The 21,934-nt window shown below is 74.2% G+C and carries 17 protein-coding genes; 10 read left to right on the top strand and 7 right to left on the bottom strand.

Annotated features, from left to right (window positions below):
* Positions 1–18 precede the first annotated feature (18 nt).
* The 7 genes from ACGFXC_RS27820 (at position 19) to ACGFXC_RS27790 (ending at position 8,786) form a co-directional block, all read left to right on the top strand.
* Entirely contained in the window at positions 19–876 is an 858-nt protein-coding gene (locus ACGFXC_RS27820; protein WP_393717233.1) for a TatD family hydrolase, read from the top strand.
* Positions 877–897: 21 nt separating this feature from the next.
* Positions 898–2,133, top strand: a complete 1,236-nt coding sequence (gene eboE / locus ACGFXC_RS27815) for a metabolite traffic protein EboE (protein WP_393717231.1) — start codon at positions 898–900, stop codon at positions 2,131–2,133.
* A complete protein-coding gene (locus ACGFXC_RS27810; protein ID WP_393717229.1) occupies positions 2,130–3,521 on the top strand; it encodes an alkaline phosphatase family protein in 1,392 nt (463 codons plus the stop codon). Before eboE ends, ACGFXC_RS27810 begins: the two co-directional genes overlap by 4 nt.
* A 31-nt stretch (positions 3,522–3,552) precedes the next feature.
* Positions 3,553–4,377 carry a 4'-phosphopantetheinyl transferase family protein gene (locus ACGFXC_RS27805; protein ID WP_393717227.1) on the top strand — a complete coding sequence of 275 codons (825 nt, stop codon included), beginning with the start codon at positions 3,553–3,555 and terminating at the stop codon, positions 4,375–4,377.
* A gap of 114 nt (positions 4,378–4,491) precedes the next feature.
* Positions 4,492–5,253: a hypothetical protein gene (locus ACGFXC_RS27800; RefSeq protein ID WP_393717225.1), complete on the top strand. Its 762-nt coding sequence runs from the start codon at positions 4,492–4,494 to the stop codon at positions 5,251–5,253.
* Positions 5,254–5,445: 192 nt separating this feature from the next.
* A complete protein-coding gene (locus ACGFXC_RS27795) occupies positions 5,446–6,225 on the top strand; it encodes an ABC transporter ATP-binding protein (protein WP_351815095.1) in 780 nt (259 codons plus the stop codon).
* A complete protein-coding gene (locus tag ACGFXC_RS27790; RefSeq protein WP_393717223.1) occupies positions 6,225–8,786 on the top strand; it encodes an FtsX-like permease family protein in 2,562 nt (853 codons plus the stop codon). The genes ACGFXC_RS27795 and ACGFXC_RS27790 overlap by 1 nt, the downstream gene beginning before the upstream one ends.
* An 88-nt stretch (positions 8,787–8,874) precedes the next feature.
* On the opposite strand, the gene ACGFXC_RS27785 is transcribed toward ACGFXC_RS27790, so the two are convergent.
* Positions 8,875–9,882, bottom strand: coding sequence for a TauD/TfdA family dioxygenase (locus ACGFXC_RS27785; protein ID WP_393717221.1), 1,008 nt, complete (start codon positions 9,880–9,882; stop codon positions 8,875–8,877).
* Between the two features lie 237 nt (positions 9,883–10,119).
* Here ACGFXC_RS27785 and ACGFXC_RS27780 point away from each other — a divergent pair, with 237 nt between their 5' ends.
* Both ACGFXC_RS27780 and ACGFXC_RS27775 read left to right on the top strand, forming a co-directional pair.
* A complete protein-coding gene (locus ACGFXC_RS27780; protein ID WP_393717219.1) occupies positions 10,120–10,896 on the top strand; it encodes a 4'-phosphopantetheinyl transferase family protein in 777 nt (258 codons plus the stop codon).
* Between the two features lie 127 nt (positions 10,897–11,023).
* Positions 11,024–11,605, top strand: a complete 582-nt coding sequence (locus tag ACGFXC_RS27775; protein WP_393717217.1) for a hypothetical protein — start codon at positions 11,024–11,026, stop codon at positions 11,603–11,605.
* 15 nt (positions 11,606–11,620) lie between these two features.
* Here ACGFXC_RS27775 and ACGFXC_RS27770 read toward each other — a convergent pair whose 3' ends face one another.
* On the bottom strand, positions 11,621–13,474 hold the full coding sequence (locus ACGFXC_RS27770; protein WP_393717215.1) for a BTAD domain-containing putative transcriptional regulator: 1,854 nt from the start codon (positions 13,472–13,474) through the stop codon (positions 11,621–11,623).
* Positions 13,475–13,597: 123 nt separating this feature from the next.
* Complete coding sequence (locus ACGFXC_RS27765; RefSeq protein ID WP_351815078.1) at positions 13,598–14,047, bottom strand: Lrp/AsnC family transcriptional regulator; 450 nt, start codon at positions 14,045–14,047, stop codon at positions 13,598–13,600.
* Between the two features lie 138 nt (positions 14,048–14,185).
* Between ACGFXC_RS27765 and ACGFXC_RS27760 the strand changes: the two genes are divergently transcribed.
* The gene (locus ACGFXC_RS27760; RefSeq protein WP_393717213.1) at positions 14,186–15,187 is read left to right on the top strand and encodes an asparaginase; all 1,002 of its coding nucleotides are present in this window, start codon (positions 14,186–14,188) and stop codon (positions 15,185–15,187) included.
* A gap of 147 nt (positions 15,188–15,334) precedes the next feature.
* Here the strand turns inward: ACGFXC_RS27760 and meaB are convergent, their stop codons facing one another.
* From meaB to ACGFXC_RS27740, 4 genes are read right to left on the bottom strand one after another with little or no spacing between them, the layout of a single operon-like run.
* The gene (gene meaB, locus ACGFXC_RS27755; RefSeq protein WP_393717211.1) at positions 15,335–16,321 is read right to left on the bottom strand and encodes a methylmalonyl Co-A mutase-associated GTPase MeaB; all 987 of its coding nucleotides are present in this window, start codon (positions 16,319–16,321) and stop codon (positions 15,335–15,337) included.
* An 11-nt stretch (positions 16,322–16,332) separates the two neighbouring features.
* Positions 16,333–18,516, bottom strand: coding sequence for a methylmalonyl-CoA mutase (scpA, locus tag ACGFXC_RS27750; protein ID WP_393717209.1), 2,184 nt, complete (start codon positions 18,514–18,516; stop codon positions 16,333–16,335).
* A complete protein-coding gene (locus tag ACGFXC_RS27745) occupies positions 18,513–20,378 on the bottom strand; it encodes a methylmalonyl-CoA mutase family protein (protein WP_393717207.1) in 1,866 nt (621 codons plus the stop codon). Before ACGFXC_RS27745 ends, scpA begins: the two co-directional genes overlap by 4 nt.
* A 24-nt stretch (positions 20,379–20,402) precedes the next feature.
* On the bottom strand, positions 20,403–21,623 hold the full coding sequence (locus ACGFXC_RS27740; protein WP_393717205.1) for an ROK family protein: 1,221 nt from the start codon (positions 21,621–21,623) through the stop codon (positions 20,403–20,405).
* Positions 21,624–21,934: the final 311 nt, after the last annotated feature.

Genomic DNA, 21,934 nt, shown 5'->3' with positions numbered 1-21,934 from the left:
CCCTACCGGAGCCCGACCATGCGCATCTTCGACCCGCACATCCACATGACGTCCCGCACCACGGACGACTACCGAGCGATGCACGCCGCCGGCGTCCGCGCGCTGGTCGAGCCCGCGTTCTGGCTTGGGCAGCCCCGGACCTCCCCGTCCAGCTTCACCGACTACTTCGACGCGCTGCTGGGCTGGGAGCCCTACCGCGCCGCGCAGTTCGGCATCAGCCACCACTGCACCATCGGCCTGAACCCGAAGGAGGCGAACGACCCGCGCTGCACCCCCGTCCTGGACCTGCTGCCCCGCTACCTCGCCAAGGACGGTGTCGTGGCCGTCGGCGAGATCGGCTACGACACCGTCACCGAGGCCGAGGACCACGCCTTCGCCGTCCAGCTCGCCCTCGCCGTCGAGTTCTCCCTGCCCGCCCTCGTCCACACCCCGCACCGCGACAAGGCGGGCGGCACCGAGCGCTCCCTGGCCGTCATCCGCGAGTCCGGCATCGACCCCGGCTTCGTCGTCCTCGACCACCTCAACGAGGTCACGGTCCGCGAGGTCCGCGACTCCGGCTGCTGGATGGGCTTCTCCATCTACCCGGACACCAAGATGACCCCGGACCGCATGGTGGCCATCCTCAAGGAGCACGGCACCGAGCGGATCCTCGTCAACTCGGCCGCCGACTGGGGCCACAGCGACCCGCTGCTCACCCGCGCCACCGGCGAGGCCATGCTCGCCGCCGGCTTCGACGAGAACGACGTGGACCGCGTGCTGTGGCGCAACCCGGTCGCCTTCTACGCCCAGTCGGGCCGCCTCGGCCTCGACGGCTACACCGACGAGCAGGCCGCGGGGCTGTACGCCGGGAACTCGATCGCCCGCGGCGGAAACTGATCAGGAGAGGGGAACCGCCTGATGCGCTTCCGTCACCGGGACGGCACCTCCGTCCACCTCGCCTACTGCACCAACGTGCACCCGGCCGAAACCCTCGAGGGAATCACCGCCCAGCTCGCCGCCCACGCGGAACCGGTCCGCCGGGCCGCCGGGGAGTCCGTCATCGGCCTCGGCCTGTGGCTGCCCGTCGACGCGGCGGCGGCCCTCGCCGCAGACCCGGCCGCCGTCGCCCGGCTGCGCCGCGACCTCACCGCCCGCGGGCTGGAGACGGTCACCCTCAACGGGTTCCCCTACAAGGGATTCCACGCACCCGTCGTGAAGCGGGCCGTGTACTACCCGGACTGGTCCGAGCCCGCCCGCCTCGACTACACCCTGAACCTGGCCCGCGTCCTGGCCGGACTGCTGCCCGACGACGCCGACCGCGGCTCGGTCTCCACCCTCCCGCTGGCCTGGCGCACCGCCTGGTCGCGCACCCAGCGGGCCGCCGCCACCCGCCAGCTCGACGCGCTCGCCGCCGGGCTGCGCCGCATCGAGGCGGAGACCGGCCGGACCGTGCGCGTCGCCGTCGAGCCCGAGCCGGGCTGCGTGGCCGAGACGACCGCGCAGGCCGTCGAGGCCCTCAAGGGCGTCGACCACGACTGGATCGGCCTCTGCCTGGACGCCTGCCACCTCGCGGTCGCCCACGAGGACCCCGACACCGCCGTCGCCGAACTGCTCACCGCCGGGCTCCAGGTCGTCAAGGTCCAGGCCTCCAGCGCCCTGGAGGCCGCCGATCCCGCCGATCCCCGGGTCCGAGAGGCCCTCGCCCCCTTCGCGGAGCCCCGTTTCCTGCACCAGACCCGCGAGCCCGGACGCGCCGGCGGCCCGCTGCTCGGCGCTGACGACCTCGGGCCCGCCCTCGCCGGGGCGCTGCCCGCCGAGGCCCCCTGGCGGATCCACTACCACGTGCCGCTGCACGAGGACCCCGCCCCGCCGCTCGCCTCCACCGCGCCGGTGCTGCGCGACACCCTGCGGGCCCTGTTCGGCGGGGACCACGCCGTCACCGACCACATCGAGGTGGAGACGTACACCTGGTCCGTGCTGCCCGAGGGCAGCCGTCCGGTGGGCGACGCCGGCCTGGCCCGCGGCATCGCCGCCGAACTGCGCTGGACCGCGCGGGAGCTGACCGCGCTCGGCCTGACCCCCCTCGACCCGGCCGCATCCGCCGCATCCGCCGCATCCGCCGTCCCCGTCGCGCAGAAGGAGCCCGGACCGTGACCCCGCCCCCCTCGGCCAGGAAGAAGACGGCCGTCCTGTGCACCGTCGGCCTCACCCCCCGGCTGCTGCCCCACATGCCCAATGTCCGGGCCATCGGGGAGCAGGGCTTCGCGGCCCCCCTCGACACCGTCTTCCCGGCCGTCACCGCCACGGTCCAGGCCACGCTCACCACCGGCACCCTGCCGCGCGAGCACGGCGCCGTCGGCAACGGCTGGTACTTCCGCGACCACGGCGAAGTGATGATGTGGCGCCAGCACAACGCGCTCGTCGGCGGCGAGAAGGTCTGGCAGGCCGCCCGGCGCCGCAACCCGGACCACACCACCGCCTACCTGTGCTGGTGGTGGGCGATGGGCGCCGACGTCGACACCGTGCTGACCCCGCGTCCCGTCTACCACTACGACGGCCGCAAGGCCCCCGACTGCTACACCGTCCCGGCCGGGCTGCGTGACGAACTGACGGCGGCGCAGGGCGAGTTCCCGCTCTTCAACTACTGGGGTCCGACCGCCTCACTGGCCTCCACCCGGTGGATCGCGGGCGCTGCCCGGCACGTCGCCGACACCCGCGACCCGGACCTGTCCTTCATCTACGTCCCGCACCTGGACTACGACCTCCAGCGCTTCGGCCCCGACTCGCCCGAGGCCGTCCGCGCCGCCCGCGAGGCCGACGCCGCGCTCGGCCCGCTCCTCGACGACCTCCGCGCCCGCGGCACCACCGTCGTCGCGCTCAGCGAGTACGGCATCTCGCCCGTCAGCCGGCCCGTGGACATCAACCGCGCGCTGCGCCGCGAGGGGCTGCTGTCCGTCTACGCCCAGCGCGGGATGGAGTACCTCGACCCCTACACCTCCCGGGCGTTCGCCGTCGCCGACCACCAGGCCGCGCACGTGTACGTCGCCGACCCCACCGACATCCCGCGGGTGCGCGACGTGCTCAAGGGCCTGGACGGGGTCGACGAGGTCTGGGACCGCACCCAGCAGGCCGACTACGGCATCGACCACCCGAACTCCGGTGAGCTGGTCGCCGTCAGCGAGCCGGACGCCTGGTTCACCTACTACTACTGGCTCGACGACCAGCGCGCCCCGGACTTCGCGCGCGGCGTCGAGATCCACCGCAAGCCCGGGTACGACCCGGCCGAACTGTTCTTCGACCCCGCCGATCCGGCGGCGAAGGCGAAGGCGGCCCTCGCGGTGCTGAAGAAGAAGGCGGGCATGCGCGCACCGCTCCAGGTGGTGCCGCTCGACCCGGGATGCGTCCGGGGCAGCCACGGACGGCTGCCCGAGGACGACCGGGACGCTCCGGTGCTGCTCTGCTCGGACCCGTCCCAGGAACGCGCCCGCTACCACGCCACCGAGGTGAAGGACCTGCTCCTGCGCCTGGGTGGACTGAACTGACGACGCCCTCACAGGGGGAGAGGAGGATCCGATGACCAGCCAGACCCTGGCCGCCGTCCGCGGCCGCATCGACCACACCGACGGGACGGGCGCGGCGCCCGTGCCCGCATCGGCCGCACGGGAGGCGGCCAGGCTGAAGGCCACGGGCGAGGCCCACGTCTGGTGGTGGCTGCTCGAAGACCACGTTGACCAGGCCGACTTCGACCTGCTCGACGAGGTGGAACAGGTCCGCGCCCGGCGCTTCCGGCACGAACGGGACGCCGCCGCGTTCGCCCGCACCCGCGCCGGGGCCCGCCGCGCCATCGGCGAACTGCTCGGCGTGGACCCCCGTACGGTGGCCCTCGGCCGCCGGGTCTGCCCCGGCTGCGGAGACCTCGAGCACGGGCCGCCGGCCGTGGCCGCCCCCGCCGTCGGGCTCGCGCTGAGCCTGACCCGCACGAGCGGCTGCGGGGTGCTGGCCCTGCACGCCGGCGACTGGATCGGGGTGGACGTCGAGGCGCTGCGGCCCGTCGCTTCCGGTTCCCTCGCGGGCGTGGTGCTCGCGCCCGCCGAGCACGCGTACATCTTGTCGCTGCCCGCGGGACCGGAGCGGACCGCCGCCTTCCACCGGGTGTGGACCCGTAAGGAGGCCGTGCTCAAGGGGGTCGGGCTGGGACTGCTCGGCGTCGACCTCAACACCCTGGACGTCCGGCCCGGTACGCCCGGCCCGCTGGAGGTGGAGCACGGCCACCGGGGCGAGAGCAGCAGCTGGTGGCAGATCGACGACCTCGACCTCGACGGCAACTGGTCGGCCTCGCTGGCCCGTCCCGTCGACGGCTCCCCCCTCGGCGCGGTCCACAGCCACCGCCCGGCATAAGGCCGTCCGGCCCCCGCGGCCCCGCGCCCGGACCGCGCCCGGAACCCCGAACGGGTCCGGGCGCGGCTCCGGGCGACCATCCCGCACGGAGAACCAACCCTCCCGGAGCTCCCCATGGCCCACCCCGCCCTCCAGACCCCCGCCGCGCCGACGGCCCCCGCCGCGCCCGCCGCCGAGCCCGCGCCCGCCGCGTCCGCCGCCGTCGCGTCCGCGCCCGCCGCATCCGCCGCCGCCGCGTCCGCGCCCGCGTCCGCCCCGGTCCGGCCGGGGCCCCCGCACACCCCCGCCCCCGGGGCCCGCGCCGTGGCGGCGGGGCTGCTCGTCGTCGCCCTGCTGCTGTCCGCCGGCGCCCTCGCGGGCGGCGCCCCGAAGGCCTTCCTGGACGAGATGGCCGGCGTCATCGCGCTGGTCTCGCTCTCCGTCTCCGTGATGCTCGGCGTCGCCTCCGTCTTCCGCGACGTGCTGTCCCCGGGCCTGCGCCGGCTCGCGCAGAACCTGCACCGGGCCGCGGGCCTGGCCGGCGTCGGCTTCCTCCTCGTCCACATCGGCGTGAAGGTCGCCGGGGACGAGATCGCCGTGACCGACGCCGTCCTCGGCAGCGGGGACCTCCTGGTCGACCTCGGCTCCCTGGCCGCCCAGCTGTTCGTGCTCGCGCTGATCACCGGCCTGTGGCGGGGCGTCTTCGCCACCCGCCGCTGGATCCGCCCCTTCCGCTTCCTCCACGGGCTCGCCTATGCCGCCTGGGCCGCCGGGATCGTCCACGGACTCGGCGCCGGCCGCGCCCCGGCCCCCTGGGTCACCGTCAGCTACGCCCTCTGCTTCGCGGCCACCGCCGCGGCCCTGGCCTACCGCTGGACGAGGGGCCGCCGTCGCTGAACCGGGTTCGCCCGAAGGCACGTTTCCGGCCGCAGGCATCCCGCCCCCGGCCGAAAACGCGTACCCCAGGGCTTTTCGAGTAGAGGGAATATAGGACCCGGGTCCAGGATCGGTGGCGTTGCATCCGCCGACTTCTCGCGGATGAGGCTGCTGACATTCCCCCCTCAAAAGCTTTGGAAGGACTGGTCGCGCATGAGGACCGAGACGAACAGGCTCCGCGGGCAGAACGGCGCCGGGTCCCCGGGGTTCGCGCTGCGCTTGGACGGCGTCGTGAAGGAATACGGAAAGGCCGGCCGCGGCGTGCGCGCCCTGGACGGGGTCTCGGTCGGCATCGAGCGCGGTTCGTTCACGGCCGTGATGGGACCCTCCGGTTCCGGCAAGTCGACGTTCCTGCACTGCGCGGCGGGCCTCGACAAGCCGTCGAGCGGTTCCGCCTACATCGGCGACACCGAACTGGGCGCGATGAACGAGACCCAGCTGACGAAGCTGCGCCGCGAGCGCATCGGCTTCGTCTTCCAGGCGTTCAACCTCATCCCGGCGCTGTCGGTGCGCCAGAACGTCGAGCTGCCGTTGCGCCTGGCCGGCGAGCGCCTCGACTCCGGCTGGCTGGAGGAGATCCTCACGCGCGTGGGCCTGGGCGGCCGTGCCACCCACCGCCCGGCCGAGCTCTCCGGCGGCCAGCAGCAGCGCGTCGCGATCGCCCGCGCCCTGATCACCCGGCCCGACGTCATCTTCGGCGACGAGCCCACCGGCGCGCTCGACACCGTGACCGCCAAGGAGATCCTCTCCCTGCTGCGTTCCTGCGTCGACGAGACCGGCCAGACCGTGGTCATGGTCACCCACGACCCGGTCGCCGCCTCCTACGCCGACACCGTCCTCTTCCTCGCCGACGGCCGGATCGCCGACCGCATGCAGGCTCCCACCGCCGACCGCGTCGCCGACCGCATGACCCACCTGGGAGCGTGGGCCTGATGCTGCGATATGCCCTGCAGACCCTGCGCGCCCGCAAGGGCGGCTTCATCGGGGCGTTCCTCGCCCTCTTCTGCGCGGCCGCCCTCGTCACCGCCTGCGGCATCCTCCTGGAGACCGGCCTGCGGGGGACGATCGGCACCGAGCGCTACGCGGGCGCCCCCGTGATCGTCGGCGGCGACCAGAACGTCCACCAGGTCACCGTCAAGCAGAAGGGCGACAAGACCAAGACCAAGGAGAAGGAGAAGCCGCTCGGTGAGCGCGTCTGGCTGCCCGCCGACACCGCCACCAAGATCGCCGCCCTGCCCGGCGTGCGCACGGCGCTCCCCGAGATCACCTTCCCGGCGTACGCGGTCACCCCCAAGGGACAGGTCGTCCCGGGCGTGGACGACAAGCCCTCGTACGGGCACGCCTGGACCTCCGCGCCCCTGACCCCCTTCGCCCTGGCCGAGGGCGCCGCCCCGGTCGGCGCCGACGAGGTCGTCGTGGACCGCGAACTGGCACGGCGGGCCGGCCTGAAGACGGGCACCGAGCTGACCGTCCAGGCGACCGGCTCCCCCCGCACCTACCGGATCACCGGCATCGCGGCCCCCTCGGGCGGCGACCTCAAGCAGCAGACCTCCCTGTTCTTCTCCGACGCGGAGGCCCAGCGGCTGTCCGGCCGGGAGGGACAGGTCGCCGTCATCGGCGTGCTGCCCAAGGACGGCGTGTCCACCTCCGAGCTGGCCGGCCAGGTCAAGGAGGCCCTCGACGGCACCTCCGCCCAGGTCGTCACCGGCGGCGAGCGCGGCCCCGTCGAGTTCCTCGACGCCGCCAAGGCCCGCATCAAGCTGGTCTCCATGGGCGGCGCCATCGGCGGCACCTCGCTGCTCGTCGCGATCCTCGTGGTCGTCGGCACCTTCGCCCTCTCCATCCAGCAGCGCTACCGCGAACTCGCCCTGCTGCGCGCCATCGCGGCGACGCCCAAGCAGGTCCGCCAGCTCATCGGGCGCGAGGCGCTGATCGTCGGGTTCTTCGCCGGTGTGCTCGGCTCCGTCACCGGCCTGCCGATCGCCTACTGGCTGCACGGCAAGTTCGTCGGCTTCAAGACGATCCCCGACACCCTCGAAGTCACCTTCAGCGTCTTCCCGTTCTTCGCGGCCATCGGCGCCGCCCTGCTCGGCGCCTGGTCCGCCGCGCGGATCTCCGCCCGCCGCACCGCCCGCATCCGGCCCGCCGAGGCGCTGTCCGAAGCGGCCATGGAGCAGCGGAACTTCGCCTGGGGCCGGCTCGGCGCGGGCGCCGCGTTCCTGGTCGGCGGCATCGTCCTGCTCGCGGTCCTGGCCGCGCTGCGCAGCGAGCCCGCGTCCACCCCGGTGACCTTCCTGTCGGTCGTCGTGCTGTCGGTCGCGGTCTCCCTGCTCGGCCCGCTGATCGCCCGGATCGCGGTCGGCGTCCTCGGGGTCCCGCTGCGCGCCTCCCGGGTCGGCGGTTACCTCGCCACGGCCAACGCCCGCGCCAACACCAAGCGGGTCGCCGCGGCGGTCACCCCGCTCGCCCTGCTGATCGGCATGGCCTGCACGGTCTTCTTCGTCCAGACCACCATGGGCGCGGCGGCCACCGCCCAGGCCCAGGCCGGCAACAAGGCCGACTGGGTCGTCGGTTCGGCCGGACCCGGCGTGCCCGCCCAGGCCGCGGGAAGCCTGCGCCGCGTCCCGGGCGTCACCGCGGTCACCGAGGTCGTACGCACCTCCGTGCGCGTGGGCCTGGAGAAGTACCCGGCGCAGGGCGTCTCCACCGAGGGCCTCACCGCCACCTGGGACCCGGGCGTCACGGACGGCACCCTCGACGGGTTCGGCGCGCAGAGCGTCGCGCTCAGCGACGTGGCCGCCGACAACCTGGGCAAGAAGCCCGGCGACAAGCTGAAGCTGACCCTCGGCGACGGCACCGAGACGGAGCTCACCGTCGCGGCGGTCTACGACCGCGGCCTGGGCTTCGGCGACCTGACGATGTCCCACGAGCTGGTCTCGCGGCACGTAGACAACCCGCTGGCCTCCTCGCTGCTGGTCAAGACCGCCGACACGGGCGCCCCCGGCCGCGCCGACCTGCAGAAGGCCCTCGGCGGCCTGCCCGGCGTCGGGGTCCTCGACCGCGACCAGGTGAAGGACCTGCAGGCCGAGGTCCAGCAGTCCAACGCCGAGGTGAACTACGTGGCGATGGGCCTGATCATCGCCTTCACGGCCATCGCCGTGGTCAACACCCTCGCCATGTCGGTCTCCGACCGCACCCGCGAGTTCGCGCTGCTCCAGCTCGTCGGCACCACCCGGCGCCAGGTCATGCGCATGCTCCGCATCGAGGCCGGTCTGGTGATCGTCATCTCCGCGGTGCTGGGCACCGGCATCGCCTACGCGGTGCTCACCGCCTTCAGCATCGGGATGACGGGCTCCGCATCCCCGTCCATCGACGGCTGGATGTACCTGGGCGTCCTGGGCTTCGCGGCGCTGCTGACGGCCCTGGCCACGCTGGTCCCCGGCCGGCTGGCCCTGACGGGCCGCCCCGCGGACGTCATCGGCTCGCGGCAGTAGGAACCACCGACGGCCGGAGGGCCGGCCCCCGCAAGGGGCCGGCCCTCCGGCCGTCGGCGCTCGCTCCGCAAGGGAGTCGCCCGGCACGTCAGTTGAGCACCGCACCACCACCCTTGCGGTCGACCCGGCTGCGCCGGTGGTCCAGGTGCGCGTACACCCGGTGCAGCCAGCGGTCCTGGCCGTCGTAGCGAGGGGTGAAGGAGGTGCGGCCGTGCACGGCGAGCCGGTTGTCGACCACCGCGAGGTCCCCGACGCGCAGGGCCAGGGCGGACATCGTCCGCATGAGGGCCTCGCGCAGTTCGCCCATCGCGGCCTTGGCCTCGTCGTCCAGGGGATGGGTCGCGGCGAAGTCCACCAGGATGTTCGGGTCCTGCGGATCACCGACCAGCACGGGGTGTGCGGGGGTGACGGAATTCAGGTCGCCGAAGGACGGCGGCGGCTCGGTGAGGAAACGCGGCGCGGCCAGGACCGACACCGTGTGCTCGGAAAGCAGCGGAAGGGCCCGCCGGACCGAGGACGTGCACAGCTTCGCGTCGCCCGTCGGGTCCTCGCGCACGCAGAGCAGACCGACGTAATCGGGCTTGTTGTCGTGGAAGGCGTTCTCGACGTGGAGTTCCAGCAGAACGGAACCCGCATTGCTCTGGGAACGCTCGCTGCCCGGAACCGGCACGACGTTCTGCACCAGGGCTCCGGTCTTTTCACTGCGATAGGCGATGACCTCGCCGAGCTGGATCATCGCGGCCGTGACCAGGGTGGACGCCACGGCCGGCACCCGCTCCACCGAACCGGCGACGGTCGGCGTCTCGGGCAGCGGGTCGTTGGCCACCACCGGCATGTTGCGCAGCAGCAGCACCCCATCGGGGCCGGCGTCGTGACGGAAGCGGCGCAGCGCGGCGAGGACCGTCCGCGGCAGCGCCGCCGATGCGTCCCGCACCGTGTCCAGCCAGGCCGGATCGTCGATCAGGGCGGGGGTGGCGCGCAACACCCCGGTGGCGACGTCGACCAGTTCGGCGCGCTCGGCGTCGGTGAGCACGATCGCGTCCGGGGCCGCTGCGGTCGGGGGCAGCGTGAGGGTGTGTTCCTGGGTCCGCGGCATGGAGAAATCCTCGGGTTGATGAACGGTGACCCGAGTCAGTTTCCGGACCTGCCCTATTCCATTCCTATGGAAAATGCTCAGGAACGGTCCGCGGAGATGGGTATAGCCGGGCAATAGCCGCCCGCCGCATGGTTACGGGGCGGCTTTGTCCACGGTTTCGCAGGGAAAATCTCCGCGAATTCCGGGGTCCGCCGCACGTCCCGCACCATCCGACGGGGGAGTAGAAGGGAGGACCCGATGGAATTAAACGAAGAAGGCCCCGCCCACGGCGCGGCGATGTCCGTGGCCGACGCCCTCGGCGCGCGGGGCGAGGCGCACGTCTGGTGGTGGCGCACTCCGGAGCACACCGACCCGGCCGATCTTCCGCTGCTGGACACCGAGGAGTTCCGGCGGGCGCTGTCGCTGCCCGCCGAACGGGACGCCGCCGCCTTCGTCCGCTCCCGGGCCGCCGCCCGCCGTGCCCTGGCCGGGCTGTTCGGGCTCGACCCCCGGGAGATCGCCCTGGGCCGCAGCGCGTGTCCGGGCTGCGGCGACGGCAGCCACGGTCCGCCGAAGCTCCTCGTCCCGGCCCTGCGGCTGCCGCTCAGCCTGACCCGGACGGCCGGCTGCGGGATCTTCGCGGTCGGAGCGGGCACGTCGATCGGCGTGGACGCCGAGGCCGTGCGCCCGGTCCGCTGTTCGGCCACCACCGACGCCGACCTCACCGTCCCGGAGCGCGCCCACCTGGCCGCCCTGGAGCCGGGACCACGGCGGGACGCGGCGTTCTACCGCATCTGGACCCGCAAGGAGGCCGTGGTCAAAGCCACCGGCCTCGGTCTGTCCGGCGTCGAACTCGGGCTGCTGGAAACCCATCCGGCCCGCGGCGGCCCCGTCCGGGTCACCCACACCCACCGGGGCCGGACCACCGCCTGGACGGTCGAGGACCTTCCGCTCCTGGACGGCGTCGCCGTGGCGCTGGCCCGGCCGGCGGGACCCGCCGCGCACGGACCCGTGCACCGTCACGGGAACCGCTGAACCGCCCCCGGCCCCGCGCCGCACGCTCGCTCCGCCCGTTCGCACCGTCCGTGTCAACACCCCACCCCGCCCTGCCGGTTCCCGCCCACCCGGACCGGTTCCCGCCTCACCGAAAGGCCGCCCAGCCATGACCGTCGAGTCCTTCTTCCCCGTGGAACAGCTCATCGCGGAGAACGCCTTCCAGGCCGCCTCCACCACCGAAGTCCCCTCCGGCGCCACCGCCTTCGACCCGCCCGAGCAGCTGCTGGGCCTGACCCCGCAGGACCTCGCCGCCTACTTCGGGGCGATCGCCGAGGCCGTGGAGCTGGACGACCCGGGTCCGGCCGCCCGGGGCGGCTGGGAGGAGCGGGAGCGGCTGCGCTTCTCCACCTGGGTCCGCCGGGTCTACGAGCACCCGCTCTCGCCGGCCGTCTTCGCCCTGCCGGTCACCCGCGCGATCCGCGAGGTCCAGCTCGGCCAGGCCGCGGAACTCGCGTTCCGGATCGACGTCGGCCGGGCCCGGGCGAAGGCCGCGAAGCCGTCCGCCGAGGTACGGGCGACGGCCGCGGTGGCGTCGGCCTGGGCGATCGCCGCCGACGCGCTGTCCCGCTCGCCCCGGCCGCCGCGCGAGCGGGTCGTCGGCGACGTGTGGGCGATCGTACGGGAGACCATCGAGCCGGCCCTGCGGCCGGCCGGCAGCCTGCCCGTACGCTCCCACAGCTCGTGGTGAGCGCCGCCGCGTAGCTCACCGCACCGCGGAGGGGAAGGCGTCACGGGTGCTCAGCGAAGCCGCCAGCAGCCGCACCAGGTCGTTCCACCGGTACAGCGGCCGGCCCTGGACGTCCAGTCCGGACAGTTCCAGCAGCGCCAGGTCCACCAGGGTGTCCAGTGCGGCCTCCGCCTCCTCCTCCGCGGTACCCAGCACCAACGCCGCGTACTGGGCGCAGAAGGGTTCGGCGTCCTCGTCGGCGAGCCCGGTCAGTACGGCCAGCTCCGGGCCCTGGAGCCGGCGGACGCCGTGCCCGAGGCTCTCCCGTACGCTCACGTCCCCGTACGACAGCTCGGCCAGCCGTGCGGCGGGGTCGGCGAGCCGGGCCGCGAGGCGGGCCACGGGCCAGTGCGGGCGCGCCGCCAACCGGGCTCCGGCCACGTGCAGGGCCAGCGGCAGTCCGGCGCAGTAGGCGACCAGGTCGTCGGCCGCGTCCGGGTCGGCGTCCAGCCGGTCCCGGCCCACCAGTGAGGCCAGCAGCTCCAGGCCCGCCTCGTCGTCGACCGGGGTCAGCGCGGTGGTGTCCGCGCCGGCCACCCGGGCCAGCCGGGCCTGGGCGGTGATCAGCACCGCCGACTCGGGGCCGCCCGGCAGCAGCGGGGCCACCTGCCGGTCGCCCACGGCGCCGTCCAGCACCAACAGCAGCCGGGAGCCCGCGGTCCGGGTCCGGTAGAGCCGGACCAGCTCCTCCAGGTCGTCACAGGCGGCGGCCGGAGCCGGCTCGCCGAGCGCGCGCAGCAGCCGCACCAGCACCTCGGCGGGCTCCTTCGCGGTCCCGTCCGGGTGGCACAGCTCCACGAAGAGCTGCCCGTCGGGGAAGCGCGCCGCGCAGTCCTGGGCCGCGCGCACCGCCAGCGCCGTCTTGCCGACCCCGGCCATGCCGGTGATCAGCAGCCGGCGCGGACGGCCGTCCTCGCGGCTCAGCCGGCCGCGCAGCGCGGCCAGTTCCCCGCGCCGTCCGGTGAACTCCCCGTACGGGGCCGGCAGCATCGCCGGCGCGGTCCGTACCGGTCCCGGGGCGGCCGCGGTGGCCGCCGGGAGCGGGTCCGGGGCGGGAGCCGCTGCCGCCGGGGCGTCGGCGCCCGGAGCGGTCAGCCCGAGGCCGCCGCCGAGGACCGCCTGGTAGGTGGAGCCGAGCGCCTCGCCCGGGTCCACGCCCAGCTGGTCGGCGAGGACAGCGCGCCCCTCGTAGTAGGTGTGCAGCGCGTCGGCCTGCCGCCCGCAGCGGTACAGGGCCGTCATCAGCTGGGCGCGCAGGCGTTCGCGCACGGGGTGCTCGGCGACGAGTCCGGTGAGCTCGGCGGTGACCTGCTCGTGGCGGCCGACGGCGAGGTCGGCCTCGATCCGGCTCTCCAGCGCGATCATGCGCGCCTCTTCCAGCCGGGGCAGCTCCGCCTCGATCAGCTGCTCCGTCGCGTTGGCCAGCGCCGTGCCCCGCCACAGTTCCAGGGCTTCGTGCAGCAGGGTGCGGGCCTCCTCGAAGCGGCGGTCGGTGAGCGCCTCGCGGCCGAGGCGGTCCAGGCGGTCGAACTCGGTCAGGTCGATCCACGCCCCGGGTGCCCGCAGCACGTAGCCGGGCTGCCGCCGGACGATCTCGATCTCCGTGCCGAGGTGCTTGCGCAGCCTCGACATGTACGTGTAGATCTGCGCGCTGGCCGTGGCCGGCGGGTCCCACCCCCACAGGAGTGCACTCAGCCGGGCATCGGAGACCACGCGTCCTTCGGACAGCAGCAGTGCCGCGAGCACCGTATGGACCTTGGAACCGGAGAGCGGGATCGTACTGCCGCCTCCCCGTTTGGCCTCGATCGGCCCGAGCAGCCGGAAGTCCATGCGGCACCCCCTTCTGGTGTGAGCATCCGTTCTGGATTCCAGAAGCTAGTGGGGGGCCTTATTGGAGGGTTATCGCCGTGCGCCGGGCTCCGGGGGGCGGCGATATCCGTGGCCGGCGGGTCGTCAGACGGGCAGCCCCGTCGGCTCCTTGATGCGCTTCATGATGATCTGGGAGTTGACCTCGGTGACCCCGGAGAGCGCCGTCAGCCGCTCGATCCACAGCCGCTCGTAGGCGCGCAGGTCCGCGACGGCGATGCGCAGCAGGCAGCCGGGGCTGCCGAACAGCCGGTAGGCCTCGATGACGTCGGGGATGTCCTGGAGGGCGGCCTCGAACGATTCGACGGCCTCCCGGTCCCGGCGCACCTCCACCGACACCAGCACCTCGAAGCCGCGCCCCACCGCCTCGGGGTCGATCACCGCCCGGTAGCCCTGGATCACCCCGTCCTGTTCCAGCTGGCGCACGCGGCGCATGCAGGGGGAGGGGGTCAGGCCGACCCGCTGGGCCAGCTCCTGGTTGCTGAGGCGTCCGTCGCGCTGAAGCTCGCGCAAGATTTCGTGGTCAATGGCGTCCATCGCGCAATTATCACCCACGTTGTGTGACGTTCGTGCTTCGATGCGCAATCGAATTGCGCGTAGATCTCACTATCATTGCTACCTCTAGGAAATCTGTACGGGACGCGAACGCACATCGAGGGAAGGCGGGCCAGGCCCATGGGACGCATCGTCGTCATCAGCACCGGCGGAACCATAGCCAGCCGGTGGAAGGGCTCGGGCTTCGCCGCCGAGGCCGACGGCCGTGAGGTGATGGCCACCGCGCCGCTGCCCGAGGGCGTCAGCGTCGAGGTCGTCGACCTGTTCAGCGTGAACAGCCCCCGCCTCACCACCGCCCACCAGCTGACCCTGCTGCGCACCGTCCACGAGGTCCTCGCCGACCCGGACGTGGACGGCATCGTCGTCACGCACGGCACCGACACCCTGGAGGAGTCGGCCTTCCTCGTCGACCTGCACCACCACGACGCGCGCAGCGTCGTCTTCACCGGCTCGCAGCTGCCGATGGGCTCCGCCGAGGGCGACGGGCCCGGCAACCTGTACGACGCGCTCCTGACCGCCGCCACCACCCGCGGCCTCGGCGTCCTCGTCACCTTCGCGGGCCGCGTCCACGCCGCCCGCGGCACCGTCAAGACCCAGGCCGTGGCCCTGGACGCGTTCGCCGACCCCTCGAAGGAACTCCTCGGCAAGGTCGGCTTCGGCAAGGTCACCGTCCTGCGCGAGCCGCAGCGCCCCGCCCCGCTCGCCCTGCCGGCCATGCCGGAGCTGCCGCCGCGCGTGGACATGGTCATGCACCACGCCGACGGGGACCCCGTCCTGCTCGAGGCCGCCGTCGAGGCGGGCGCCCGGGGCGTCGTCCTCGTCGGCACCGGCGCGGGCAACGCCACCCCCGAGATCGTGGACGCGGTGCGCGCCGCCATCGGCCGCGGCGTACTGGTCGCGCTGACCACGCGGGTCGCCGCCGGGCCCGTCACCGAGATCTACACGCACGGCGGGGCCGTCGACCTCGTCGCCGCCGGAGCCGTCCCCACCGGCACCCTGCGCGCGGGCCAGGCCCGCATCGCCGTGCTCTCCGCACTGCTGGCCAGCGCCGACCCGGCCGAGCAGGCCCGGGTCCTGCGCGAGCTCCTCGGCTCGGCCGGCTCGGTCCTGGTCGACGCTTAGGCCGTCCCTTTCGGATCTTGCCGGGCGGCGCGGGTCAGGCAAGATCCACAAGAGACGGCCCAACCGCGCGGACCGGGTCCGGGGGCGCCGCCCCCGGACCCGGTCCGTACGCCGCCGGACGCGCGGCGGACCGGCCCGCGCGAGGGGTCAGGCCCGCCCGAACGCCGACAGGATGCGGTCCGCGGCCGAGGTCGCCGTGACCGTGCCCGCCCGTACCCCGGCCTCCAGCTCCGGCGCCAGCTCCCGCACCGCCGGGTCCGCCCGCAGCCGCTCCAGCAGCTCGTCCCGGACCATCGACCAGGTCCACTCCACCTGCTGCGCGGCCCGCTTCGCCGCCAGCCGGCCCCCCGCCTCCAGCACCACCCGGTGCTGCTCCAGGCGGTCCCACACCTCGTCCAGCCCCGCCGACTCCCGCGCGCTGCACGTCAGCACCGGCGGGGTCCACGCCGCGTCCGCCGGGTGCATCAGCCGCAGCGCCCCCGCCAGCTCCCGGGCCGCCGCCTTCGCCTCGCGCTCGTGCGGACCGTCGGCCTTGTTCACGGCCAGCACGTCCGCCAGCTCCAGGACACCCTTCTTGATGCCCTGCAACTGATCGCCCGTACGCGCCAGCGACAGCAGCAGGAACGAGTCCACCATCCCGGCCACCGTGGTCTCCGACTGGCCCACGCCCACCGTCTCGACGAGGACCACGTCGTACCCGGCCGCTTCCATCACGATCATCGACTCGCGCGTCGCCCGGGCCACCCCGCCCAGCGTCCCCGCCGAGGGAGAGGGCCGCACGAAGGCCGCCGGGTCGACGGCGAGCCGCTCCATCCGCGTCTTGTCGCCGAGGATGGAGCCGCCCGTGCGCGTCGAGGACGGGTCCACGGCCAGCACCGCCACCCGGTGGCCCAGCCCGGTCAGCATCGTGCCGAACGCGTCGATGAAGGTGGACTTGCCCACCCCGGGCACCCCGCTGATGCCGATCCGGCGCGCCCGGCCCGCGTGCGGGAGGAGCTCCGTCAGCAGCCGCTGGGCCAGCACCCGGTGGTCCGCCCGGGTGGACTCGACGAGGGTGATGGCGCGCGCGACCTGCGCGCGCCTCCCGTCGAGCACGCCCTTCACGTACACGTCGATGTCGATCTTCGGGGGCATCCGCGCGGCGCCTACAGCTCGTGACCCAGGTCCGCGGCCAGCCGCGTCACCAGGTCGTGGGCGGCGTCCGGGATCACCGTGCCGGGCGGGAACACCGCGGTGGCCCCCATCTCCAGCAGCGTGGGGACGTCGGCCGGCGGGATCACCCCGCCCACCACGATCATGATGTCCTCACGGCCCTCCGCGGCCAGCTGCTCGCGCAGCGCCGGTACGAGGGTCAGGTGACCGGCCGCCAGCGACGAGACGCCCACCACGTGGACGTCCGCCTCGACGGCCTGGCGGGCCACCTCCGCCGGGGTCTGGAACAGCGGGCCGACGTCCACGTCGAAGCCCAGGTCGGCGAAGGCGGTCGCGATCACCTTCTGGCCGCGGTCGTGCCCGTCCTGGCCCATCTTGGCGACCAGGATGCGCGGACGGCGGCCCTCCGCCTCCTCGAACCGGTCGACGAGGGCACGGGTGCGCTCCACGGACGGCGACTCCCCTGCTTCGTTGCGGTACACACCCGAGATCGTACGGATCTGGCTCGCGTGCCGCCCGTACACCTTCTCCAGCGCGTCCGAGATCTCCCCGACCGTGGCCTTGGCCCGGGCCGCGTCCACCGCCAGCGCGAGCAGGTTGCCCTCCCCGCTGCCGGCCGCGTTCGTCAGCGCCCGCAGGGTGTCCTGGGTGTGCGACTCGTCGCGCTCCTCGCGCAGCCGGCGCAGCTTGGCGATCTGCTGGGCCCGCACCGAGGAGTTGTCGACCTTGAGCACGTCGATCTGCTCGTCGCTCTCCACCCGGTACTTGTTCACCCCGATCACCGGCTGGCGGCCGGAGTCGATCCGCGCCTGCGTACGGGCGGCGGCCTCCTCCACCCGGAGCTTGGGGATGCCCGCGTCGATGGCCTGCGCCATGCCGCCCGCCGCCTCGACCTCCTCGATGTGCTGCCAGGCCCGCCGCGCCAGGTCGTAGGTCAGCCGCTCGACGTACGCGCTGCCGCCCCAGGGGTCGATCGACCGGCCCGTCCCCGACTCCTGCTGGAGCAGCAGCTGGGTGTTGCGGGCGATGCGCGCCGAGAAGTCCGTCGGCAGGGCGAGGGCCTCGTCGAGGGCGTTGGTGTGCAGCGACTGGGTGTGCCCCTGGGTCGCCGCCATCGCCTCGATGCAGGTCCGCGTCACGTTGTTGAAGACGTCCTGCGCGGTCAGCGACCAGCCGGAGGTCTGCGAATGGGTGCGCAGCGACAGCGACTTGGCATTCTTCGGATCGAACTGCCGGACCAGCTTCGCCCACAGCAGGCGGGCCGCGCGCAGCTTCGCGACCTCCATGAAGAAGTTCATGCCGATCGCCCAGAAGAACGACAGCCGCGGCGCGAACGCGTCCACGTCCAGCCCGACGGCCCGTCCGGCCCGCAGGTACTCCACCCCGTCCGCGAGGGTGTACGCCAGCTCCAGGTCGGCCGTGGCTCCGGCCTCCTGGATGTGGTAGCCGGAGATCGAGATGGAGTTGTACCGCGGCATGTTCTGCGAGGTGAAGGCGAAGATGTCGGAGATGATCCGCATCGACGGCTTCGGCGGGTAGATGTAGGTGTTGCGGACCATGAACTCCTTGAGGATGTCGTTCTGGATGGTCCCGGCGAGCTTGTCGGGGGAGACGCCCTGCTCCTCCGCCGCCACGATGTAGAGGGCGAGGACCGGCAGCACCGCGCCGTTCATCGTCATCGACACCGACATCTTGTCGAGGGGGATCCCGTCGAACAGCTGGCGCATGTCGTAGATCGAGTCGATCGCCACGCCCGCCATGCCGACGTCGCCCGTCACGCGCGGGTGGTCGCTGTCGTACCCGCGGTGCGTCGGCAGGTCGAAGGCCACCGACAGGCCCTTCTGGCCCGACGCGAGGTTGCGCCGGTAGAAGGCGTTCGACTCCTCCGCCGTGGAGAAGCCGGCGTACTGCCGGATCGTCCAGGGCTGGTTGACGTACATCGTCGGGTACGGGCCGCGCAGGTACGGGGCCACGCCCGGGTAGGTCCCCAGGAAGTCCAGGCCCTCCAGGTCCCGGCCCGTGTACAGCGGCTTCACGCCGATGCCCTCGGGGGTCTCCCACAGCAGGTCGCCGGTGGCGGTCCCGGTGGATTCCTTCACCGCGGCCCGCCACTGCTCCTCGGTGACCGCCGACGAGGCGGCGCCGAGGGCGAGTTCGGAGAAATCGGGGATGCTCACAGCGCGACTCCCATCCGGTCGAGCACGCGGGACAGCACGGCGACCGCGTCGCAGCCGGCGAAGACGTACTCGTCCACGGCCTCCTCGGCGGTGCCCGGCTTGCCCGCCAGGAACACCGTCGTCGCGCCCGCCGCGCGCAGGGCGGCCGCCACCGCGGCGGCCTGCTCCGCGTACAGCGCGTCGCTGGAACACAGCACCGCCACGCCGTCCGCGCCGCTCGCCGCGTAGGCCGCGGCGGCCGTGTCCGGATCCACCGACACCGGGTCGTGGACCGGCTCGACGCCGCCCGCCTGGAACAGGTTCGAGGCGAAGGTGGCGCGGGCGGTGTGCGCGGCCGCCGGACCCAGCGCCGCGAGGAAGATCCGCGGCCGGGCGCCGGTGGCGGCCAGGTGCGCGTCACTGCGGGCGCGCAGGACCTCGTACGCCTCGTCGCGCCGCACCCGCGGCAATCCGCCGGCCGGCCGCTCGGGCGCCGCTTCGCGCACGACGGGCTTCTCCGACAGCATCGGGAACTCACTGACCCCGGTGATCGGTTCGCGGCGGGTGGCCAGCTTCTTGGCGCGCGCGGCCCAGGTGGCGGCGAGCCGCTCCGCGACCAGGCCCGAGCGCAGGGCGGCGGCCTGGCCGCCCGCCCGCTCCACGGTCTGGAAGAACTCCCATGCGGCGCCCGCGAGTTCGTCGGTCAGCCGCTCCACGTAGTACGAGCCGCCGGCCGGGTCGGTCACCCGGGCCAGGTGCGACTCCTCCAGCAGGATGGTGGAGGTGTTGCGGGCGATCCGGCGCGCGAACGCGTCGGGCAGGCCCAGCTCGCCGTCGAAGGGCAGCACGGTGACGGAGTCCGCGCCCCCCACGCCCGCGGCCATGCAGGCCACGGTGGTGCGCAGCATGTTCACCCACGGGTCGCGCCGGGTCATCATCACCGGCGAGGTGACCGCGTGCTGCCGCTGGGCGCCCGCGTCCGGGGCCCCGCAGGCCTCGGCGATCCGGGCCCACAGGCGCCGGGCGGCGCGCAGCTTGGCGATGGTCAGGAACTGGTCGGCGGTCGCCGCGTACCGGAACTCCAGCTGGCCGAGGGCCGCTTCGGTACCGAGACCGGCCTCCGTCAGGGTCCGCAGGTACGCCACCCCGGTGGCCAGGGACAGACCCAGCTCCTCGGCGGCCGAGCCGCCCGCCTCGTGGTACGGCAGGGCGTCGACGCTCAGGGCGCGCACGCCCGGCCACGAAGCGGCCGCCTCCCGGGCCAGTGCGGCGCCGGGCGCCGGGTCGAGCGCCTCGCCCGTACGGGCCTCGTGGCCCAGCGGGTCGACGCCGAGGCAGGCCCGGGCGTCGGCGGGGGCCACCCCGCGCTCGGCGTACAGCGCGAGCAACGCCCGTGCCGCTTCCTCGTATCCGGCGCCGGCGTCGAGGACGACGGGCGCGAGGTCGAGGTAGACGCCCTCCAGCGCCCGGGCGAGGCCCTCGGCGGGCAGACCGCCCCGGCCGACGGTCAGCCAGAGGGAGGTGGTGCCGTTCTCCAGGTCGGCGAGGGCCGCCTCGTTGACCCGTACGGGGTCGCTGCCCGCGAACCGCTGGCGCACGTCCCAGCCCGCGACGCCGGTGCCCTCGGGGGTACCGCCGCGCACGAAGGGCGCGAAGCCCGGGAAGCCGGTGTCGGGGCCGTCCCCGTCGGGGCGTGCCGTGTACAGCGGGCGGGTGATGAGCCCGTCCTCGAGCTGGGTGGACAGGGCTGCTTCCGCCGCCTCGCCGGAGACTTCCTTGCCGGACTTGCGCAGGACACCCTCGACGAGGCGTTGCCACTGCTCATGTGTCGCGTCAGGAAATTCGGCGGCCAGGGAGAGCCCGTCGTCAGGCAGGACCGTCATGGCTCGAATGCTAGGGGGGGCCGCTCAGCCGAGACCAGAACCGCCGGATGTGATCTCGCACTCCCGCGCCGGTCCGGCGGGGTCGCGGAACAGCGGTGCCAGCAGCACCGTCGCCGCGGCCTGCGGCAGCACGGCCGGACCGGCGTGCGGGGCGATGATCCGCGCCGGGTCGTCGCAGACGTGCGAACGGGTGACGGCCGCGCCGCGGATCTCGTCGAGGTAGCCCTCGTGCAGCACGCTCGACAGTTCGGTGACGACCATGACCGCCGGGTTGAACACGTCGAGCAGCAGCGCGGCGGCCCGCCCCACGTCCCTGGCCCGTTCGCGCAGCAGCCCGTCCGCCCGCGGGTCCCCGGCCGCCGCCGCGTCGACCAGCAGCGGGACGGACGGATCGGGGACGATGCCGCGCCGCACGGCCTCGGCGCCGAGCGCGGTGTCGGAGGCGGCCGCCTGGAGACAGCCCGTACGTCCGCACGCGCACGGCGCCGAGGAGCCGGGCACCGGCAGGTGCGCCACGTCCCCGGCGGCGGATCCGGGGCCCCGGTGGACCGTCCCCTCGATGCCGAACGCCGCGTCGACCACGTTGCCGACGAACAGGTGCACCAGGCTGCGCCGGGCCGCGGGGTGCCCGAAGAGGATCTCCGCCCCGGCGACGGCCCGGGCGTGGTTGTCGACCCGGACCGGGAGCCCGAGGGCCGCGGACAGCCCGGCGGCCAGCGGCTCGCGGCGCCAGCCGAGCGCCGGATGCCGTACGACGGTCCCCGCGTCGGGCCGGACCCAGCCGCCGAGCGCGGCGCCGACCCCGAGGAGCGGGCGCGCCGAGGTGGCCGACTCCCGCAGGAACCGGCCGAGTTCCTCCGCGATCCGGGCGGGCAGCGCCGGATCGGCCGGATCCCGGTACGGGAAGGAGCGGCGGGCCAGGACCTGCCCGCGCAGGTCGACCAGGCTGAAGGTGGAGGACGGCACCCCGATGTGCAGCCCGGCCGCGAGGGGGCCGCCGACGGCCCCGGTGTGCAGGTCCAGCGGGATCCGGGGCCGCCCGGAGGCGGTGCGGCCCGCCGGGCCGGGGAGCTCGCGCAGCAGGCCGCCGCGGAGCAGGCCGGTGGTCTGCCGGGACACCGCGGCGGGACTCAGCCCGCACAGCTGCGAGATCGAGCCGCGCGCCACGGGGCCGTGGTCGAGCACCGTCCGCAGTACGGCGGCGGCGTTGGCGGACCCCCGGCGGTCGCCGGCCATGCGCGTCATGCCCCGATCATGCCGGACGGCCCGGGGGCGGGGGGACGGCGGTGCGATGCCCGGCGCGGCCGGAGGCCTCTGCGCAGCTCCCGTCCGGGCCCCGGGGGTCCGTCCGGTGCGCGGGCGGCCCCTCCCGCCCGGCTCCGCACCGCAGCCGTGCCGCGCACCCGTCCTGCGGACGTGGGGCCTGATCCGCGCCGCCCGGCACGATCCGAAGGAGACGGCCTAGGTGTGTTGTCCGGAGAGGTTGGTGGCGCGGCTGGCGGGGGTGTGGCCGTGGATGCCGGTGTGGGGTCGGTGGTAGTTGTACCAGTGCAGCC

It is taken from the genome of Streptomyces sp. NPDC048507 (assembly GCF_043199995.1).
Classification (GTDB): Bacteria; Actinomycetota; Actinomycetes; order Streptomycetales; family Streptomycetaceae; genus Streptomyces.
The sequence above is the reverse complement of the archived record's forward strand: the minus strand, read 5'-3'. Positions and strand labels throughout refer to the sequence as shown.

Excerpts from the sequence above, each read along its gene's own strand:
- ACGFXC_RS27820 (WP_393717233.1), top strand. The coding sequence starts at position 19 with ATGCGCATCTTCGACCCGCACATCCACATGACGTCCCGCACCACGGAC.
- ACGFXC_RS27805 (WP_393717227.1), top strand. The coding sequence starts at position 3,553 with ATGACCAGCCAGACCCTGGCCGCCGTCCGCGGCCGCATCGACCACACC.
- ACGFXC_RS27770 (WP_393717215.1), bottom strand. The coding sequence starts at position 13,474 with ATGGACTTCCGGCTGCTCGGGCCGATCGAGGCCAAACGGGGAGGCGGC.
- ACGFXC_RS27745 (WP_393717207.1), bottom strand. The coding sequence starts at position 20,378 with ATGACGGTCCTGCCTGACGACGGGCTCTCCCTGGCCGCCGAATTTCCT.
- ACGFXC_RS27760 (WP_393717213.1), top strand. The coding sequence starts at position 14,186 with ATGGGACGCATCGTCGTCATCAGCACCGGCGGAACCATAGCCAGCCGG.
- ACGFXC_RS27785 (WP_393717221.1), bottom strand. The coding sequence starts at position 9,882 with ATGCCGCGGACCCAGGAACACACCCTCACGCTGCCCCCGACCGCAGCG.
- ACGFXC_RS27795 (WP_351815095.1), top strand. The coding sequence starts at position 5,446 with ATGAGGACCGAGACGAACAGGCTCCGCGGGCAGAACGGCGCCGGGTCC.
- ACGFXC_RS27775 (WP_393717217.1), top strand. The coding sequence starts at position 11,024 with ATGACCGTCGAGTCCTTCTTCCCCGTGGAACAGCTCATCGCGGAGAAC.
- ACGFXC_RS27790 (WP_393717223.1), top strand. The coding sequence starts at position 6,225 with ATGCTGCGATATGCCCTGCAGACCCTGCGCGCCCGCAAGGGCGGCTTC.
- meaB (WP_393717211.1), bottom strand. The coding sequence starts at position 16,321 with ATGCCCCCGAAGATCGACATCGACGTGTACGTGAAGGGCGTGCTCGAC.
- eboE (WP_393717231.1), top strand. The coding sequence starts at position 898 with ATGCGCTTCCGTCACCGGGACGGCACCTCCGTCCACCTCGCCTACTGC.
- ACGFXC_RS27740 (WP_393717205.1), bottom strand. The coding sequence starts at position 21,623 with ATGACGCGCATGGCCGGCGACCGCCGGGGGTCCGCCAACGCCGCCGCC.
- ACGFXC_RS27765 (WP_351815078.1), bottom strand. The coding sequence starts at position 14,047 with ATGGACGCCATTGACCACGAAATCTTGCGCGAGCTTCAGCGCGACGGA.
- ACGFXC_RS27800 (WP_393717225.1), top strand. The coding sequence starts at position 4,492 with ATGGCCCACCCCGCCCTCCAGACCCCCGCCGCGCCGACGGCCCCCGCC.
- ACGFXC_RS27780 (WP_393717219.1), top strand. The coding sequence starts at position 10,120 with ATGGAATTAAACGAAGAAGGCCCCGCCCACGGCGCGGCGATGTCCGTG.